This window comes from Chthoniobacterales bacterium (assembly GCA_036569045.1).
Taxonomy (GTDB): Bacteria; Verrucomicrobiota; Verrucomicrobiia; order Chthoniobacterales; family JAATET01; genus JAATET01.
The window spans coordinates 1-17,131 of the sequence record DATCRI010000062.1; the positions used below are offsets into that span (position 1 = coordinate 1).

17 protein-coding genes and 1 tRNA gene are annotated in these 17,131 nt (G+C 64.0%); 7 read left to right on the forward strand and 11 right to left on the reverse strand.

What is annotated here, in order from left to right; genetic code table 11:
* The first annotated feature begins 93 nt into the window (after positions 1 to 93).
* Both VIM61_11740 and VIM61_11745 read left to right on the forward strand, forming a co-directional pair.
* A complete protein-coding gene (locus VIM61_11740) occupies positions 94 to 846 on the forward strand; it encodes a cytidylate kinase-like family protein (protein HEY8901074.1) in 753 nt (250 codons plus the stop codon).
* A 55-nt stretch (positions 847 to 901) separates the two neighbouring features.
* Positions 902 to 1,165, forward strand: a complete 264-nt coding sequence (locus tag VIM61_11745; GenBank protein HEY8901075.1) for a hypothetical protein — start codon at positions 902 to 904, stop codon at positions 1,163 to 1,165.
* Positions 1,166 to 1,196: 31 nt separating this feature from the next.
* Here the strand turns inward: VIM61_11745 and VIM61_11750 are convergent.
* A tRNA-Thr gene (locus VIM61_11750) sits at positions 1,197 to 1,268 on the reverse strand.
* Between the two features lie 82 nt (positions 1,269 to 1,350).
* On the reverse strand, positions 1,351 to 2,160 hold the full coding sequence (gene lpxA, locus VIM61_11755) for an acyl-ACP--UDP-N-acetylglucosamine O-acyltransferase (GenBank protein ID HEY8901076.1): 810 nt from the start codon (positions 2,158 to 2,160) through the stop codon (positions 1,351 to 1,353).
* Positions 2,161 to 2,315: 155 nt separating this feature from the next.
* Here lpxA and upp point away from each other — a divergent pair, with 155 nt between their 5' ends.
* Positions 2,316 to 2,936, forward strand: a complete 621-nt coding sequence (gene upp / locus VIM61_11760) for a uracil phosphoribosyltransferase (protein HEY8901077.1) — start codon at positions 2,316 to 2,318, stop codon at positions 2,934 to 2,936.
* A gap of 5 nt (positions 2,937 to 2,941) precedes the next feature.
* Here the strand turns inward: upp and VIM61_11765 are convergent, their stop codons facing one another.
* Together VIM61_11765 and VIM61_11770 are read right to left on the reverse strand one after the other, a co-directional pair.
* A complete protein-coding gene (locus VIM61_11765; protein HEY8901078.1) occupies positions 2,942 to 3,424 on the reverse strand; it encodes a hypothetical protein in 483 nt (160 codons plus the stop codon).
* A gap of 35 nt (positions 3,425 to 3,459) precedes the next feature.
* The gene (locus VIM61_11770) at positions 3,460 to 4,218 is read right to left on the reverse strand and encodes a class I SAM-dependent methyltransferase (protein ID HEY8901079.1); all 759 of its coding nucleotides are present in this window, start codon (positions 4,216 to 4,218) and stop codon (positions 3,460 to 3,462) included.
* 49 nt (positions 4,219 to 4,267) lie between these two features.
* Here VIM61_11770 and VIM61_11775 point away from each other — a divergent pair, with 49 nt between their 5' ends.
* Positions 4,268 to 4,498 carry a dodecin gene (locus tag VIM61_11775; protein ID HEY8901080.1) on the forward strand — a complete coding sequence of 77 codons (231 nt, stop codon included), beginning with the start codon at positions 4,268 to 4,270 and terminating at the stop codon, positions 4,496 to 4,498.
* A gap of 4 nt (positions 4,499 to 4,502) precedes the next feature.
* Here VIM61_11775 and VIM61_11780 read toward each other — a convergent pair whose 3' ends face one another.
* From VIM61_11780 to ileS, 3 genes are read right to left on the reverse strand one after another with little or no spacing between them, the layout of a single operon-like run.
* Positions 4,503 to 4,934 (reverse strand): DUF5069 domain-containing protein, encoded by a 432-nt coding sequence (locus tag VIM61_11780; protein ID HEY8901081.1) that lies wholly within the window; start codon positions 4,932 to 4,934, stop codon positions 4,503 to 4,505.
* Positions 4,931 to 5,419 (reverse strand): signal peptidase II, encoded by a 489-nt coding sequence (gene lspA, locus VIM61_11785; protein ID HEY8901082.1) that lies wholly within the window; start codon positions 5,417 to 5,419, stop codon positions 4,931 to 4,933. Before lspA ends, VIM61_11780 begins: the two co-directional genes overlap by 4 nt.
* Entirely contained in the window at positions 5,416 to 8,133 is a 2,718-nt protein-coding gene (gene ileS, locus VIM61_11790; protein ID HEY8901083.1) for an isoleucine--tRNA ligase, read from the reverse strand. The genes lspA and ileS overlap by 4 nt, the downstream gene beginning before the upstream one ends.
* A gap of 238 nt (positions 8,134 to 8,371) precedes the next feature.
* Here ileS and VIM61_11795 point away from each other — a divergent pair, with 238 nt between their 5' ends.
* From VIM61_11795 to pepF, 3 genes are all read left to right on the forward strand, one after another.
* The gene (locus VIM61_11795; protein HEY8901084.1) at positions 8,372 to 8,713 is read left to right on the forward strand and encodes a hypothetical protein; all 342 of its coding nucleotides are present in this window, start codon (positions 8,372 to 8,374) and stop codon (positions 8,711 to 8,713) included.
* A gap of 233 nt (positions 8,714 to 8,946) precedes the next feature.
* Positions 8,947 to 12,204 (forward strand): hypothetical protein, encoded by a 3,258-nt coding sequence (locus tag VIM61_11800; protein HEY8901085.1) that lies wholly within the window; start codon positions 8,947 to 8,949, stop codon positions 12,202 to 12,204.
* Positions 12,205 to 12,364: 160 nt separating this feature from the next.
* The gene (gene pepF, locus VIM61_11805; protein HEY8901086.1) at positions 12,365 to 14,203 is read left to right on the forward strand and encodes an oligoendopeptidase F; all 1,839 of its coding nucleotides are present in this window, start codon (positions 12,365 to 12,367) and stop codon (positions 14,201 to 14,203) included.
* A gap of 124 nt (positions 14,204 to 14,327) precedes the next feature.
* On the opposite strand, the gene VIM61_11810 is transcribed toward pepF, so the two are convergent.
* The 4 genes from VIM61_11810 to VIM61_11825 form a co-directional block, all read right to left on the reverse strand.
* Positions 14,328 to 14,909 (reverse strand): hypothetical protein, encoded by a 582-nt coding sequence (locus tag VIM61_11810; protein ID HEY8901087.1) that lies wholly within the window; start codon positions 14,907 to 14,909, stop codon positions 14,328 to 14,330.
* A gap of 62 nt (positions 14,910 to 14,971) precedes the next feature.
* Positions 14,972 to 15,460 carry a hypothetical protein gene (locus VIM61_11815; protein HEY8901088.1) on the reverse strand — a complete coding sequence of 163 codons (489 nt, stop codon included), beginning with the start codon at positions 15,458 to 15,460 and terminating at the stop codon, positions 14,972 to 14,974.
* Positions 15,450 to 16,073, reverse strand: coding sequence for a sigma-70 family RNA polymerase sigma factor (locus tag VIM61_11820; GenBank protein HEY8901089.1), 624 nt, complete (start codon positions 16,071 to 16,073; stop codon positions 15,450 to 15,452). Before VIM61_11820 ends, VIM61_11815 begins: the two co-directional genes overlap by 11 nt.
* 3 nt (positions 16,074 to 16,076) lie before the next feature.
* On the reverse strand, positions 16,077 to 17,042 hold the full coding sequence (locus VIM61_11825; protein HEY8901090.1) for a hypothetical protein: 966 nt from the start codon (positions 17,040 to 17,042) through the stop codon (positions 16,077 to 16,079).
* Between the last annotated feature and the right edge of the window lie 89 nt (positions 17,043 to 17,131).

The window sequence follows — 17,131 nt, forward strand, 5'->3', positions numbered from 1 at the left end:
CCGGGAAACCGTCCGATATTTCTCGCAGGAGAAGAGAAAAGCCCGTCTCCGGGCCGGCCGTTCCCCTCCCCAAACCATCCACCCATCCCCGCCATGAGACCGCTTCTCTTCGAGAACTGCCGCTCCTACCTCCTCGCCCACGCCGCCCCGCCGCCGCCGGAGACGCCACCTCCGCCGCTTCGCGCGATCACGATCTCCCGCCAAACCGGAGCTGGCGCGATCACCGTCGGGCGGCTCCTCATGAACGAATTCGAAAATCGTCCGGGCCACGATCCGCATCGCCCGTGGGCGGTCTTCGACCGGGAACTCGTGCAGCGCGTCCTGCGCGACCACAAACTTCCGTCGACGCTGGAGCCCTATCTGCCGGAGGACTCCCGCCCGAAGGTCATCGACGTCATCGAAGACCTGCTGGGGATCCATCCGCCGAACTGGACCCTCGTCGAACACACGAAGCACACCATCCTTCGTCTTGCCGAGACGGGGAATGTCATCATCGTCGGCCGCGGCGGAAACCTCGTCACGAAGAGCCTCGGCCACGTCTTTCATGTCCGCCTTGTCGCGCCAATCAATACCCGCGTCCGCCACATTCGGGATTACTACAACCTCAGCCAGGCCGATGCCGTGGACTTCATCAAAAAGGAAGACCGCGCCCGGGCTCGCTACATCCGCGAGCACTTCGCTGCCGATGTGGAGGATTCGCTCCAGTATCACCTCACGATCAACACGGGCCTCATCGGATTCCCCCAGACTGCGCATCTCATCGCGGACGCGGTCTTGCAGACGATGTCCGCGTCACCCCCGCGCAATTCAGGAGCCGTCATGGCCAATATCCGGAGAGTCGAATGATTCCGGTGGGAGAGAATCCGAACGAGATCAGCCTCCGCATTTCTCTTCCAAAACCATGAAATCCCACGATTCATCCGACCTCGATGGCCACCTTCCCGCCTCGTCCCCGGCGCCGCGTCCCGGCCGATCCATTCGCGCAGATCGCAGTGTGAAGTTCAGCGTGAGCATGCCGACTGATCTCGTAAACTTCCTCGATTCCCGGTGCGTGGCCTTCCGCACGGGACGCAGCGAGTTTCTGCAACTTATCGTGGATGCCGAGCGCGACCACCCGCGCCGCGAATTCACGAAACGCGCCCGCACCGCGACTCGCACCGCTTAGGCAACGTTCTCCCGAAATCTCGGAAAAAGAGAGCCGATGGCCGGATTTGAACCGGCGACCCGCTCATTACGAATGAGCTGCTCTACCCCTGAGCTACATCGGCGTGACGTCCGATCCTTCGCAGATCGGGACTGGAAAGAATGCACGGTCTGCGCCCGCGCTCAATCATAAATTGCGACGAAACGCTACTCGTCGGCTTCCACGTGGGCGGCGTCGGCGCCAATCGCCGCGCACAAGCCCTTGCGTCCGCGCACCTTCACGAAGTCGAGGAAGCGCCTGCCCTCCGGCCCCCACTCCATCTCGAGGCTCTTCTCGATGGCCTGGCTTACGTTCATCCCGCTCCGATAAATCAGATTGTAGGCGCGCTTCACGTCCTGGCGGGCCTCGGCGCCGAGCCCCTTGCGACGCATCCCCACGGCATTGATGCCGCAAATGACGTTGATGATCTTCCCGACCGTGAACGGCGGGACATCCTTGCTCCATGCGGTGCCGCCACGGATCATCGTCATGTCGCCGACGCGGATGAGCTGGTGAAACACCGCGCCGCCGCCGAGCACGACGTCGCTGCCGACCTGCACGTAGCCAGCGAGCAGGCAGTTGTTCGCGATTACGTTGCGGTCACCGATCTCGACATTGTGGCCGGCGTGAACGCCGACCATGAGGAGGTTGCCGTTGCCAATGCGCGTGGCGGTGCCGGCCTTCGTGCCGCGGTGAATCGTCACGTATTCGCGCAGGACATTGTCGTCGCCGATCACCACTTCGCTCGGAATCGATTCATCGTGGGCGAAATCCTGCGGAGCGGCGCCGATCACCGCGCCGTAGCCGACGAGGTTGCGAGCGCCAAGGGTCACGCGACTCGTGAGGATCGCGCGGGCCTGGATCGTGCAGTCGTCCCCGATCGTCACTTCGTCCTCGATCACCGCTCCCGGGCCGATGGTGATATTTTTGCCCAGACGGGCGCGGGGGCTGACGATGGCGGTGGGATGAATATTCATGAACGACGGAATTCCCGGCGACAGACCGAACTCCGGCTGCCACGGCGGGGAACGAAGACATCGGCTGCTTTGCCTGGAGTGTCAAATCCCGAGCATCGCCCTCCGTTGAGAGAAAGCATTTCCAAGCCGTCCCCGGCTTGCTATGACGCCCATCCATGGGCTGCCAGATTGTGGATCATCCGTTGGTGCGTGCGAAACTGACCGTGCTGCGCGATGCGGCGACGCCCTTGCAAGGTTTTCGCGATGCGTTGCACGAGTTGAGCCTCCTCGTGGGTTACGAGGCGCTCCGCGATCTCGAAGAAGAGACGTTCACCGTTCCCACGCCCCTGCAGCCCGCCCGGGGAGCGCGCATTCGCGACGCCATCTTCCTCATGCCGATCCTCCGCGCAGGTCTGGGCATGGCCGAGGCGCTCTCGGAATTGCTGCCCGATGCCCCCGTCGGCCACATCGGCATGTTTCGCGACGAACTCACGCTCGAGCCACGGCCCTACTACCTGCGCGTGCCTCCCGGCATCGCCGAGGCCAATGTCGTGTGCGTCGATCCGATGCTGGCCACTGGCAACAGCGCCGTCTCGGCAATCGACCAGCTCAAGAAGGCGGGCGCGAAGCGGCTGCGCCTCGTGTGCGTGGTCGGATGCCCCCAGGGCGTCGAGCGCATGCTCTCCGCGCATCCCGACGTGCCAATCTATCTCGCCGCGATCGATGACGGACTCAACGAGCGCGGCTACATCGTGCCGGGCCTCGGCGACGCCGGCGACCGCTATTACGGCACGTAGGCCGATTACATCGGCGGCGCAAGAATGCGCACCTTGGGATCGGCCTGCCGGGCGGAGCTGAAGATCAGGGGCGGATTCGTCGAACGCACCTCGTAACCCGTCAGCACGAATTCCGGATAGATCGTGTCGCTGGCCGGCTCATACACCCGGTCGCCCGAGAAATAGCCGCGCAGGGTGTATTCGAAATTATTGTCCGCGCCGAGGCGGCCCTGCTGGCGATCCGGCGCGAGCGTCTTCTGCTCGTTCATCATCACGAGCTTCGCCGTGCTCCAGGGTTTGCCCGGTTCGCGCACCCAGCCCCACATCTTGTAGTCCACCTTGTAGAAGCGGCGGCCGATGAAATAGTCGCCCGGCGTCTCCGCCCGGATGGCGGCATTCATCGCCTCGCGACGCGCGGCCTGCTCGGACTGCATCGTTTCGCAGCCGGGCAGCACCACGGCAAGGAGGACGGCGACAACGACGACGGAAATACGACGGAAGGCTTTCATGAAATCGGGCAATGCAACGGCTTCGTCAGGCAACCTCAACGCTTGCGCATGAGCCAGTAAATTTCGCCGGGCCACCACGGGAACGCTCCCCCCCAGCGGAGGTTGAATCGCATCCACGCCGCGGAATTTTCCAGCGAGCTGCCCTTGCTGCGCATGAGAAACGCGCCGCTGACGAATTCCGTCGTGCAGCCGGCCGCCTCGCCCATCTTGCGGACGCGCTCGGGCGAAAACACGCTCACGTGGCCCATCGGGCCGGCGGTCTTCCGGACGGAGGCCTGCCGCGTCGCGACGAGGAAGTCCGGAAGCACCGGGAATCCTCCGATGAGGACGCCGCCCGGGCGGATGCGCCTGGCAATCTTCGCGAGCACCGCCTCCGGCTCGAACAAATGCTCGAGCACGTGCAGGAGCACCGCGGCATCGTAATCACGCGGCAGGTCGAAGGCGGGATCCTCGAGATTCGCCTCGAAGAAGTCGTCGTAGCCGGCCTTGCGGAGTTTCTCCGTGAGCATCACCGCGTCCACGGCGGTCCAGGTGCCCAGGGCCGGCACCACCGGCGCGGACCGGACAAATTCCAGGAACTGGCCGGTGTGCACGCCGATCTCGGCGACATCCAGCGGGCGGCCGGCGCGCCCGGCTTCCACGCGCAGCAGATGGTAGCCGAACCAGTAGCGAAGCAGGCGGATCGGGTAGCGAACGGACTTCGCCTCCTTCGGCATTCCGAAGCGCTTCGTGCGCACCACGGGATTGTCGGCGAGAAAATCGATGTCCCAGTCGAGGGGCTGATAGGCTTTCAAGGGCAGGCATCCTGCGAAGCTGCTCGCAGGCGGTCAAGTTTCGCCTCACATGCGATTCCCCTGCATGGATCACATCTACAAAAAAATCGAATTGGTCGGCAGTTCTTCCGAGGGCATCGAGAAGGCCGTCGAAAATGCCCTCGCCCGCGCGGCGACCTCGATCCGCAACCTGCGCTGGTTCGAGATCGTCGAGACCCGCGGCCACATCGAGGATGGCCGGATCGCGCACTGGCAGGTGACGATCAAAGCCGGCTTCACGCTCGACGCGTGCGACGCGTGATCGCTCAGGCCGCCTTGCCGCCGGTCGGTCGACCTTCGTCCGCGTCGATGTAGTCGAACATCACGACAATGTCGTCGCGGTCGGAGAAGCCGCTCTCCGCCTTGCGCTCGATGAGCTTCGCCACGACCTCGTCGTTCCAGCCGCGCTTGCGCATGAAATCGCTCCAGACCTCGACCTGCTCCTCCGTCGGGCGAAAGCCCTGCGAGAAACACCACTCGAGCACGGCGGCATCGTCGAGCCCCTCGCGCACGCGGGCGACGACATCGGCGTAGTCGACCTGCAGAAATTTGCAGCATCGATCGTCGAAGCTGATGCCCAGATTGGGACGCAGATCCTCGCGGAGTTCCCCGGCATCATTCAGCCGGATTTTTTCGAGCATGCGCCGAAAATAGACGATGCCTTCGATGCGGGCGTAGGGCGAACAGGGAACCTTCATGGCTGGGCAGTATCCGGCGCGGCGGGCTTTTTTTCAAATAACGAACTGAGGATGAATATGACCGCTGCCACGCAGATGCAGGAGTCGGCGATGTTGAAGGCCGGCCACGGACTGGCGAATGGCACGTGGAGGTCGAAGAGCAGGAAATCGACGACGTAGCCGTGCAGCAGACGGTCGGTGAGATTCCCGAGGATGCCAGCCGCGAGCAGCGCCGCACCGAGGGCCATCCACCGGTCGCTGAACGCGCCGCGCCGGGCAAAAATGGCCAGCGCGATCAGGGCGACGCTCGAGAGCCCGATGAAGAACGCGTTGTTGTTCGAGAGCAGGCTGAACGCCGCGCCGGTATTGTGCCACTGGACGAGCGTGAAGAAATCCGGAATCACCGGCCGCGGGTGGTCCGGGCTGATGAAATGCAGCACGAGCGCCTTCGTCAACTGATCGAGCAGGTAAAGCGGCAGCGTCACGCCGAGGAGGAGACGGATCATGCCGGCACCACCTCCGCGCAGCGGTCGCAGAGATCGTCGTGAGCGGCGTCCGCTCCCACGCTCGGCACATAGCGCCAGCAACGGGCGCAGCCGGTGTGGCTCGATTTCGCAACGGAGGCCGCGACCTCGTCACCGGCGACGAACTGCAGCTCGCTGATGATGAAAAACTCCTCGAGCTCGGCGCGATCGGCCTCGAGCCGGGCAATCTGCCCGGCCGGCGCCGTGAGCATGACCGTGGCCTCGAGCGACTTCGCGATCGTCTTCGCCTGGCGGGCGGGCTCGACGGCCTGCTGATAAACCGCGGCGCGCAGCTTCAGCCACTCGTCCACGCGCTGCTCGAGGGCCTCGTCGCGGAGCGCGGCGTCGACCTCCGGGAAGTGCTCGAGATGAATGCTCGTGGTGTGGCCTCCGAACGTCCATGCCTCGTCGGCGGTGAAGGCGAGGATCGGCGCGAGCAACCGCGTAACCGCGTCGAAGCACGTGCGCATCACGGTCTGCGTGGCGCGGCGGCGCGGGGAATTCGCGGCGTCGCAGTAAAGGCGATCCTTGGTCACGTCGACGTAAAGCGCGCTGAGGTCGACGGTGCAGAACTGGTTCAGCGTGTCGAAGACGGTGCGGAATTCGTAGGCCTCGTAGGCCGCGCGGCATTTCGCGATGACCTCCTGGAGGCGGCTGAGCATCCAGCGGTCGATGATGGTGGCGCCGGAGAGATCGTCACCGGAGAAGCCTTCGAGATTCGCGAGCAGGATGCGCAGGATGTTGCGGAAGCCGCGGTAGCGCTCGGCGACCTGCTTGAAGACGTCTTCACCGAAGGGCACCTCGTCGGTGTAGTTCACCGTGGAGACCCACAGGCGCAGGATGTCGGCGCCGTATTGGTTGATGAAATGCTCGGCATTCATCGGCTTCGCGTAAGTCCCCTGCTCCGACTTGGAGACCTTCTTGCGCGTGTCCTTGTCGACGACGAAGCCGTGCGTGATGACGGTGCGGTAGGGCGCGCGGCCGTGGAGCGCGATGCTCGTCATGAGCGAGCTCTGGAACCAGCCGCGGTGCTGATCGGTGGCCTCGAGATAAACGTCGGCCACGGACGAGCCGCCGAGCTCGGGACGCTTCGCGGTGACGGCGGTGTGGGACACGCCGGAGTCGATCCAGACGTCGAGCGTGTCGTTGCGGCGGGTCGTGCCGGCGGGCAGGCCGAGCATTTCCGCCCACGCGGCGTCGTCCTTTTCGAACCAGTAATTCGTGCCGTGCTGCTCGACGAGGTCGGCGACCCGGCGGGCGAGGTCCGCGTCGAGGATCGGCGCGCCGGCGGCATCGTAAAACACCGGGAGCGGAACGCCCCAGGTGCGCTGGCGCGAGATACACCAGTCGGGCCGGGCTTCCACGGTGCCGTAGATGCGATTGCGGCCCCAATGCGGCAGCCACGTGACACCGTCGATGGCCGAGAGCGCGTCGCCGCGAATGGCGTCGATTTTGATGAAGAACTGCTCCACCGCGCGGAAGACGACCGGCGTCTTCGAGCGCCAGCAATGGGGGTAGCTGTGAAGGTATTTCCGCTCGCCGAGGAGCGCCTTGATTTCACGCAGGTGCGCCACGACATCGGCGTTCGCGTCGAAGACATATTTGCCGGTCCATGCGGGCATGCCGGCTTCCTCGGTGAGACGGCCGGCGTCATCGACGGGCGAAAGGATCGGCAGACCGTGCTGGCGCCCGGCGATGTAGTCGTCCGCACCGTGGCCGGGCGCAATGTGCACCTGGCCGGTGCCGGTATCCATCGTCACGAAGTCCGCCGTGATCACGCGTGACGTCCGATCGAGAAACGGATGTTTTGCCTCGAGGCCGGCGAGTTCCTCCCCGCGCACGGTGGCGACTTCGCCGAAGATCTGCAGCTCGGCTTCCTTCGCAAAGGCCTCGAGCAACGGCCGCGCGATGAAAAAGTCCTCCGCCCAGCCGTCGCGACCGAGCGTGACGAGCACGTATTCCTGCTGCGGCGAGACCGCGATGGCGACATTCGCGGGCAGCGTCCACGGCGTGGTGGTCCAGATCACCAGGTTCGCCCGGCCCGCGAGCGGACCGGTGACGAGCGGGAATTTCACGTAGATCGCCGGGTCGGTGCGATCGGCGTATTCGACCTCGGCTTCGGCGAGCGCGGTCTGCGCGCCGGTGCTCCAGTAGACGGGTTTTTTCGACTGGTAGACGAGTCCCTTTTCGACGAAGCTGGCGAACGCGCGGATGATTTCGGCCTCGTAGCCGGGATCGAGCGTGAGATACGGCTCGTCCCACGTGCCGAAGACGCCAAGGCGGCGGAACTGGCCGCGCTGCACGTCGATGAATTTCCGCGCATATTCCTCCGAGCGGCGACGCACCTCCACCGGCGAGAGCCCCCGGGATTCCTTCACGACCTTGAACTCGATCGGCAGGCCGTGGCAGTCCCACCCTGGCACGAACGGCGCGCGGAACCCGAGCATCGAGCGCGACTTCACGATCAAATCCTTCAGCACCTTGTTCAGCGCGGTGCCCATATGCACGTCGCCGTTCGCAAAGGGAGGACCGTCGTGCAGCACGAAGAGCGGCGCATCGGCGCGGGCGGCCTGAATCTGCTCGTAAAGCCTGGCTGCCTCCCATTTCGCAAGCATCTCCGGCTCGCGGGTCGCAAGGCCCGCCTTCATCGGAAAATCGGTCTTCGGCAGGTTCAGCGTGTTCTTGTAGTCGCTCATCGAGAAAACCGCCTTGGATACCATTCGCCCGGGTCGGGGTCAATCCAACCGCCATTTTTCTCTGTAAATCCTCCGGAATACATCAACTGTCTCTACGGTGTATAAAAATCTACTTGCGTGGATTGCAGACTCTGCAATGATGCGCTTCGTCATGTGGATTGCCACGCCTCAGTCGAAAACTTCTCTGGAGAGACCGCCCCGGACTCATCTCAAGTGGCTGTTTTCGATTCAGCTGATCGTGGTGTCGGTGCTCTATTCGGTTTCCGTGCTCTACAACAATGCCCGGTCGAATCCCCACGGCGTCGAGACGATTCAGGATTTCTACGCCCGCTACGGGAATCCGCCTCAGGTCGAGACCTTCACGATCAATGGCCGCACGTATTATCGGGTGATCGGTGAAATCACCGCTCCCCTCGCCCTCCCCAATGGCGCGCCGCAATACATTTTCAACGCGTCGGGCCGCCTCGTGGACTGGACTCCCGCCGTGAAGAACGACCCGGATTTCGTCGCTCGCTGGAGCGACAACACGGCCAAGGAAATGGTCGTTTCGCATTTCCTCGAGCAATTCCCGCCGAACTGAATCCATTTTCGGCACTGCCGACGTTCAAAGGATGCCACCATGCGGCCGGAAAACATTCTTTCGTTGCCGCGCGAATCGGAGGGATTTCCCCCCAGACAGTTCATGGGCGAGATACTGCCGCGTTTCCGTGCAAAACCTCGCGTTACCAACAGGGCAAATGCCGATTTTTCCGCGAATTCCTACTGACGTTTCAGAGCGGTCCTGAAATCATCGAGGTCACTCGATTTTTGAAAATGAAATCTCCGGTCATCCTGGTGTCGGCCATTGCCGCATTCGCTTTCACGCTCGCGGCTTCCGATGGGAAGGCCGCCGAACCGACTTACCTGATGCCGACCGGACGAGGCGGCGGGCAACCCGACAACGGCATTCAGCCTTTCGATCCGAATCCGGCCGGCCCCGGTTCGCCCACGCGGCAATTCCTCACTTATGGTGCTGACGCGGATGGCAACACGATCCCGGTGAAGACCGTGCGGATTACGAACAACACCGCAAACACCATTTATCCTGTGATTCGGGACCCCAACTCGAAGGTTCTCGCAAGCAACAAGGCAGTCGGCCTCTACGATCCCTACGATCCGCCGAATATGGAATACCGCGGCTACATCGGCTACGAGGAAGGCGGGAGCTACTATTTCGGCCTGAAGACCGGCCAGAGCATCCTCGTGCCCATTCCGCTGGTTTTCTGGAACGGAGCGCGCATCGGAATCGGGACCGACGGGAAATACCTCGCGATCAAGGGAGGCACGCTGCCCAATCCGCTGACCTACGACGCGAACGCCTTCCGCTCCATTGCCAATGCCGCGACCAGTAACAACACGATCTCGAACGGCGTCATCATGTGGTATCGCGCCGGGAAAGCCGAAGCGCCCAACGACGACACCGAAGATCAGCTCGCGGAGTGGACCATTCGCGACCACACCTACCTCGTCAATCCACAGATCACCGCGAGAACCAACAGCGAAATCCCGGACAACGAACTGGTCACGCTGATGAATTACGACGTCTCCAACGTGGACAATCTCTATCTGCCGGTGGCCATGGAGGCCAACGACGTGTGGGTGGTGCCGCAGGGCGCCGGCACCGGGCCGAATCCGAACCGCACAGGCTGGAAACCGGGCTCGACCCCCGATGTCTTCGGCTGGACCGGCGCCGTGAACACGATCGACTTCCTGCAATCGAAGATCCGGGTGTTCACCGCCGACAACAACCAGCTCCTCGGGCAGTATTTCGGAGGGAAGGGCTGGCCGTATTACAACATTCCCAACCCCACCAACGACCCCAAGGCGCCCCTGAAGATTCCTTCCGGCGCCAACGTCTTCGCGCAAAGCCCGCTCCGGGATGTCGAATCGAGTTACAAGGACGGCACATGGCAGACCGCGAAATACATGCTCTCGAGCGGCGGCACGCTGCCGATCTCGGCCACCCTCGGCTGGGCCGGAGGCACGCCCGATCCCGTGGGAAGCACCACCCTGCACCTTCTCGCCGACAACGAAATTTTCGCGTTTCTGGAGATTGGCTATCTCGTCAGCGACCCGAAGGCGGATCCCCCGCTGCCGCAGTGCATTCAGGACGGCACCACCGTCACCGGCGTCGATCGCACGGAACATACGGTCACCTTGAGCAAACCCATCCTCCAGACGACCGAGGCCCGGGCGTTCACGTTCAGCCGGCCCGTGAGCGACTACGCCTCCGAGGCCATGATCAAACTCTGGTATTCCTGGGCGCAATACTACCTCGCGCATTGGCAGGACCAGACGCCCGGCGCGCCCTCGGCCCCGGTCGCGATCAACGGAACCATCGACGCGCTGACGGCCACGCTTTCGTTCAACGAGCCGCATCCCGAGCTCGTCAAGGGCATGGCGGTCACGGGCGGCGGACTCGACAACGCGCAGACGGAGGTCGGCGTTCACCAGGGCAACGCCATCATCCTCGAAATCGCCGGCGATAAAAAATCGGTCATCCTCAGCCAGACACCGGCCACCGGCTCGACGAACGCGCCGTTCACCTTCCACCCTCCGCAAGCCCTCCTTTACACCCCCACCGCGCCGGGCGACCCCGGCTATCCGCTCATCGGCGACAAGTTCGTCTTCACCGGCGAGCCCGCATGGCACGATCCCTACACGTTCTCCCAGCAGGTCTACATGATCATGGCGTCCATGAACCAGATCGGCCAGCCGAACAACAACAACATCTCGAAGTTCATGCAGGACATCGTCGGCGCCAACATGGGCTACATCTTCACCGACGCCGCCAAGGCAACAGTCGACGCCCAGATGGTGATCGCGATGATCCGCGACATGATCAAGTCGGTGCTGCGCGGCGTCACCGATTTCACGAAATATCCCGACGTCGTCGATGCCCAGGGGAACCACACGGTCTGGTATCCCGACCCGGCCGAACCGCACGGCAACCAGCCATTCAATGTCTTCAACCTCGACCCGTTCGTCCGGTTCGTTCACGTCAATCTCGGATTCACGGGCTACGGATTCTCCGTGGACGACGACACGGCTGACGTCGGTGCCGGCGGCGCCTCCCAGCTTCAGATTTCCGTCACGGAAACAGGCGGACTGAAGAACACGAATCCCTGGACCATCCAGGCGCCCTACGGCCCGATCCGAAACATCTCGCTCCTCTACTCCGGGCCCGCCAGCGCGACGAACGGCGACACGCTCTACAACGCCATCCAGAACGTCAGCAACACGACGCCGATCCGGATCACGACCCCGAGCCCGCACCGCCTCTCCGATGGCCAGAAGGTGATCATCGACCAGGTTGGCGGCGACCCCGCCGCCAATGGCACGTTCAGGATCGGCAACGTCTCCCGGTTGACGTTCGATTTGTTCGACGCTGCCACGGGCAAGATTCCGGTCGCTCCGACCGGGACCTACACGAGCGGCGGCCGCTGGGCCTATCCGCTCCATCCTTATATCGACACGATCGGTCTCAGCATGCCCGGAAACAACCTCACCACGGTCTTCTACCGCATCACCGGGGACGACGCGCTCGGCACCTTCCTCGGGACCTCCGTCTCCGTGAACGGCGTCGACAAGAACAAGTCCACCGGCGTCGGGTTCCGCGTCTGGCAGCTCGGTCGGCAGGATGTCGGCCGCCTCCTTCTCGACGCCGACCTCACCGACGCCAATGGCTCTCCCCTGCCCGCCGGCACCTATTCCTTCACGTTCTTCGGACTCGGAGACACGATCACGCCGCCGCCGACCGCCGTCCCGACGAATGTCGGCAACACCGCCTATCTCGAAAAGCTCGGCCGCGAAGTGGTCAAGGCAAAGCAGATCGACGATCCCGAGAAACGATCCCGCGTGCTCAAGCGGCTCCGCGCCTGGATGCGAATCGTTCGGCGCGGAGTCGATCCGGATTCCCGGGAAGGCGAGCTCAAGCGCGATCTGATCAACGCCCGCACCCTCGAGGATCCCGAGCGGCGGGAAAAAGAAGTCGAGCGCATCAAGAGAAAGCTCAAGCAACTCGAGGACTAGGACGTCACTCCCCTATCCGTCGGAACACGAGGGACCGTCTTGATTGCAGGAACGCCAGCGCCACGCATGGGTGATAATCGCAGAAACGAATTTGCGGTCGCCAGACTCGACCAAGGTTCCCCGATTGCAGCTTCGTCGACCTTCGCTACACTTCCCACCCATGATGTTTCGCTCCGCCGCTGTTGCTGATGCTCCGCCCGCCACCAGGAAGACTCCGCTCCGCGCGGAGGTTGCGCTCGAAGATACGTGGGACCTGACGCCCCTCTTCGCGAACGATGCGGCGTGGGAGGCAGACTTCGCGGCGCTGGGCTCGGATTACCGGAAGATCGCTGATTTCCGCGGTCGCATCGCCGATGGCGCGAGCGTGCTGGCCGAGGCGCTGGAATTCGAGAAGACGATCGATCTGCGCGTCGAGACGCTGAACCAGTTCGTCGCGCTGCGGACGACGGAGGACAGCGCGAACTCCGAGGCGCTGGCGCGCGAAGCCCGCTTCCAGGCGCTCTGCGTGCACATCGGCGAGGCGTTTTCGTTCCTCGGGCCGGAAATCCAGGCGCTCGATGACGCGACGTTCGGGGCCTTTCTTGCGGACCCTGCCCTCGCGGATTGGACGACGCCGCTCAAGAAACTGCGCCGACTGAAGGCGCACACGCTCTCGGCCGCGGAGGAACGACTGATGGCGCTCGGCTCGAATGCGATGTCGGGCCACCAGGAGACGTTCTCGCAACTGACGAACGTGGACATGAAGTTCGGCGTCGTGCGCGATGGCAAGGGCCGCGACGTCGAGCTCACGCAGAGTTCGTTCTCGTCGCTGCTCGTCCAGCGCGACCCGGCCGTGCGCAAGGAGGCCTTCACGAAATTCTATACCGAGTTCGACGACCACAAGTTCACCCTCGCCTCGACACTGGCCAGCTCGGTGCGGGCGGACGTGTTCAGCGCGCGCGCGCGGAATTATCCCTCGGCGCGCGAGGCGGCGCTCTTCCGCGACGACGTGCCGGTGAGCGTTTACGACGCGCTCATTGCGTCCGTTCGCAAGAATCTGCCCGCGCTGCATCGCTACTACGACCTGCGCAAACGCCTGCTCGGGCTCGACGAGATTCACCACTACGACACGTATGTGCCAATCGTCGACGGCGTGGAGACGCATTACACGTGGAACGAGGCGGTCGACATGGTCATCGAGTCGCTCGCGCCGCTCGGCGCCGAATACACGACCGCGCTGCGCCACGGCCTGCTCGAAGGCCGGTGGGCGGATCGTTACGAGAACAAGGGCAAGCGCTCCGGCGCCTTCAGCTACGGCACCTACACCTCCCCGCCCTACATCATGATGAACTACAAGGCGGACGTTTTCTCGGACGTCTTCACGCTCGCGCATGAGGCCGGTCACTCGATGCACACGTGGCACTGCCAGAAAGCGCAGCTCTACCAGAACTACCACTACCCGATCTTCCTCGCCGAGGTAGCGTCGACCTTCAACGAGGAGCTCCTCCTCCACAACCTGCTCGAGAAGACGACGGACCTGAAGATGCGCGCGTATCTGATCAGCCGGCAGATCGATGACTTCCGCGGCACGCTCTTCCGGCAGACGATGTTCGCCGAGTTCGAGAAGCTCGCGCACGCGGCCGAGGAGGCCGGCGAGGCGCTCACCCTCGACACAATGCGCACGATCTACCGCGGGTTGCTCGATGCCTATTTCGGGCCGGACTTCGCGATCGACGAATGCCTCGAGCTCGAGTGCCTGCGCATCCCGCATTTCTACAACGCGTTCTACGTCTACAAATACGCGACCGGCCTCAGCGCCGCCGTCGCGCTGAGCGAGCAGGTGTTGAAAACCGGCGACGCGACGCGCTACCTCGGCTTCCTCAAGTCGGGCGGCTCGAAATTCCCGATCGACACGCTCGTCGAGGCGGGCGTGGACATGCGCCAGCCTTCGGCCGTCGACGCCGCGCTCGGCATCTTCGCGCAGCGCGTGGAGGAGCTCGAGGGGCTGCTCGTCGGCTGAGAAAGTCCCCGCGACCTCCTGGCGGACCGCCCCCCGTCAGTAGAACCACCTCGCGCTTCGCGTCGGCTCGCGCCGACGTCACCACGTCGGGTGACCTCAGGCGGCCTTTCGAGCCGCGACCCGGCTAATTTTTCCCGGCAGCCGGAGCGTCTTTCTTGTCAGCGACTGCAGGCTGGGCGGCGTCGAGCGCCTTCTTCGCCGTGGCAAGATCGGACTGGGCTGCCCGCACCTTCTCCATCTTGTCGAAGACGGCCTGTTGCTCCGGCGTGAGGAGCGGGCGCAGTTCCTTGCGGGTCTCGTCGAGCACTGCCTTGATCTTCGCGCCTTCCTCCTTGCGGATGGCCTCGATCTTTGGCCGGGCCGCTTCCATGAGTTCCTTCGCCTTCGCTTTCTGCTCGTCCGTCAGCTTGAGCGCGTCCGCCATCGGGTGATCGCCGCACCGCTCGCCGCCAGGACCGCCCATGCCTCGAAAGCCCTTCGGTCCCATGGGCCCGCCGCGATGCATGCCCTTGTTTCTCCAATCCTTCCCGTCGGGCACCATCCCGCCTTTGTCGTCCCGATGATGCTTCCAACCGCGTTCCTTTCCAGGCGGCGTCTGCTGGTCGGCCTGGGCGGCGGCCGGCTCGGTATTCGTCGCAGCGGGGTCAGCCGCGTGGAGTGCGGCGACGGAGAGCGTCGCCAGCGCGATGAGAAACAGCTTCTTCATGCAGGAAGCAACCCGGCATCCCGCAGGAAGTTGCAAGCGGCGCGCAGCGTGTCCCTGGCGGCTCAATAAAAGATCAGACGCGCCCGCTCAGTCCCCGCATCGATGAGCGCCGCGCGCCGCCCGGGAAAGGCCGCGAGTAACTGCCGATCGTCGAGGAAGTTCAGCACCGGCATTGCCAGCCGCGTCTCGGTGATGCGGATGTCCAGCGGTCGCGTATCGAGGAACGTGAGGCCGGCGAACGAGCTGCCCACGGGCGCAAAAAGCTCGCCTTGAGTGGTGACGATCTCGCTCGCCGGCAGCGGCTGGGATCGCACTACGGCGAAGCCCGTCGGCTCGGAAGACTTCGCACCCTCCCCTCGCAGAGCCGGCCGATCGAGCCGCAGAAACAACGCCACCGCCGCAACCACCAGCGCCCCCGCGACCAGCATCCGCCGCCGCGCGCGGGCTCGCCGTCGTGACCGCGAGAGACGGAGGACCTGCCGCCGCGTGGTCTCGCGCAGGCCGGCGTCGCGAGACAGCACATCGTCGAGGAGAGCGGGATCAATCTTCATGGCGCAAGCGGTGGCGGAGTTGTTCCTTCAGCCGGCCGCGCAGGCGCGCGAGCCGGGATTCCAAGGCCTTCACGGAGCATCCGGCCCGCGCGGCGAGCGCGGCCGTGGATTCCCCCTCGTCGTATTTTGCGGCAAGCAGCGCCCGATCCTCCGGCGGCAGCCCCTCGAGGCATTCGGCGAGCAATGCGGCCAGCGCATCCTCACGAGGTGGAGCGACCGGCCCGCGGAACCAGCCGGCGTAGCACTCCATCAACGCCGTGTAGCGCGAGCGCCCGCGCGCCCCGTCCACCGCGCAGCTCCGCGCCACCACCGCCAGCCAGCCCCACAGCGCCTCCTCGCGATCGAACCGCCGCACATGCCGGGCAATCCGCACAAACGCCGCCTGCAACGCCTCGCCCGCCGCCTGCTCGTCCCCCCGGCAAAGCACGAAAAGATACCGCCGCAACCGCTCGAAATACCGCGCATGAAACTCCTCCCAAGCCGCCTCCTCCCCCGCCACGAGCCGCCGTGTGAGCGCGGCGACAGCGGCGTCTTCGTCGGACGCATCCACACACCCGGTGACCGTGCCATCGGCTCTCAAATCCTCGACGAGTGGACTAACGGCTACATGCATCGATTAGAACCCGGGTGCGGGCCTCACCTTGGACGCTCCGGTGTAAACGCCCGAGGGGTTTTCGATCGCCTCGTTGGCCTTTTGCTGCGCGGCAAGATCGCGAATCTTTTCACTCAATGCGCGGGCCTTCTCCTGCCAGTCCCCGATTTTCTTCGCCAGCACCTCATCCAATTCCGCCTGGAGTTTCACGATCTTCTCGACGGTCGGCCCGCGATCCCGCCGGAGTTGCGCAAGCACCTCGGGAATCTGCTTCACGCTCGCCTCCGGCCCGACCGCGATGAGCAGGCTCGTCTCCTTGTGAAAGCTCAACTGCGGCATCGGCTCGACCTTTGCCATCTTCCAACCGGTCTGGACGGCCGTCGTGATGTCCTCGATGGAATAGTTCTCCAGATACGGCGCGAGCTGGAAGTAACGAGTGATCGCCGGCGTATCAGCCAATTCGCTTTGGAGACGGAGCATGTCATCCTGCGGGCCACTGGACTTTACCCACCACACGGTGTCATCCCCGAGCGGCCCGCCTCCAGATTGAAAAGTCAGACTTACTTCCGCGCGCTCTACTCTCTTTTCTCCCTCCCCGGTTCTATGAATCCAAGCCTCCGTCTTTTGGGAGATCGCCGCCACCGCTTGAAACAGCTCCGGAACGGTGACGTTGTCCAACTTCAAAGGCATGATCCTCCGATCTCCATCCTTCGGAGGAACGATCAAGTTGAGATGCTTGCCCGTTGCCTTGCTGATCGCTGCGGCCAGCTCCGCGGGCGTGCCGCCGGGGAAATCGAGGTCGAAGCGCGTGAGCTTGCTTTCGTCGGCGGGGGCGGGCGTCGAGGATGATCCCGGCATCGGCGGGGCGGCATTCGGCGCCTCGATCGTCCGCACGATCCGACGCGGCGGCGCTCCAGAATCCTCCGCCCCGGCGGGACCGGCGATGAAGAGCAGGCATAGGGCAATGGGCAGCGGAAACAGGATTTTCATGGGGTGGGCTGAGGGAAATCTCTCGCCTCATCTCCATACACGCCCGTCGCCGCGAAAACCCTCGGATTTTTTTCGTCTGCCCCGACCGT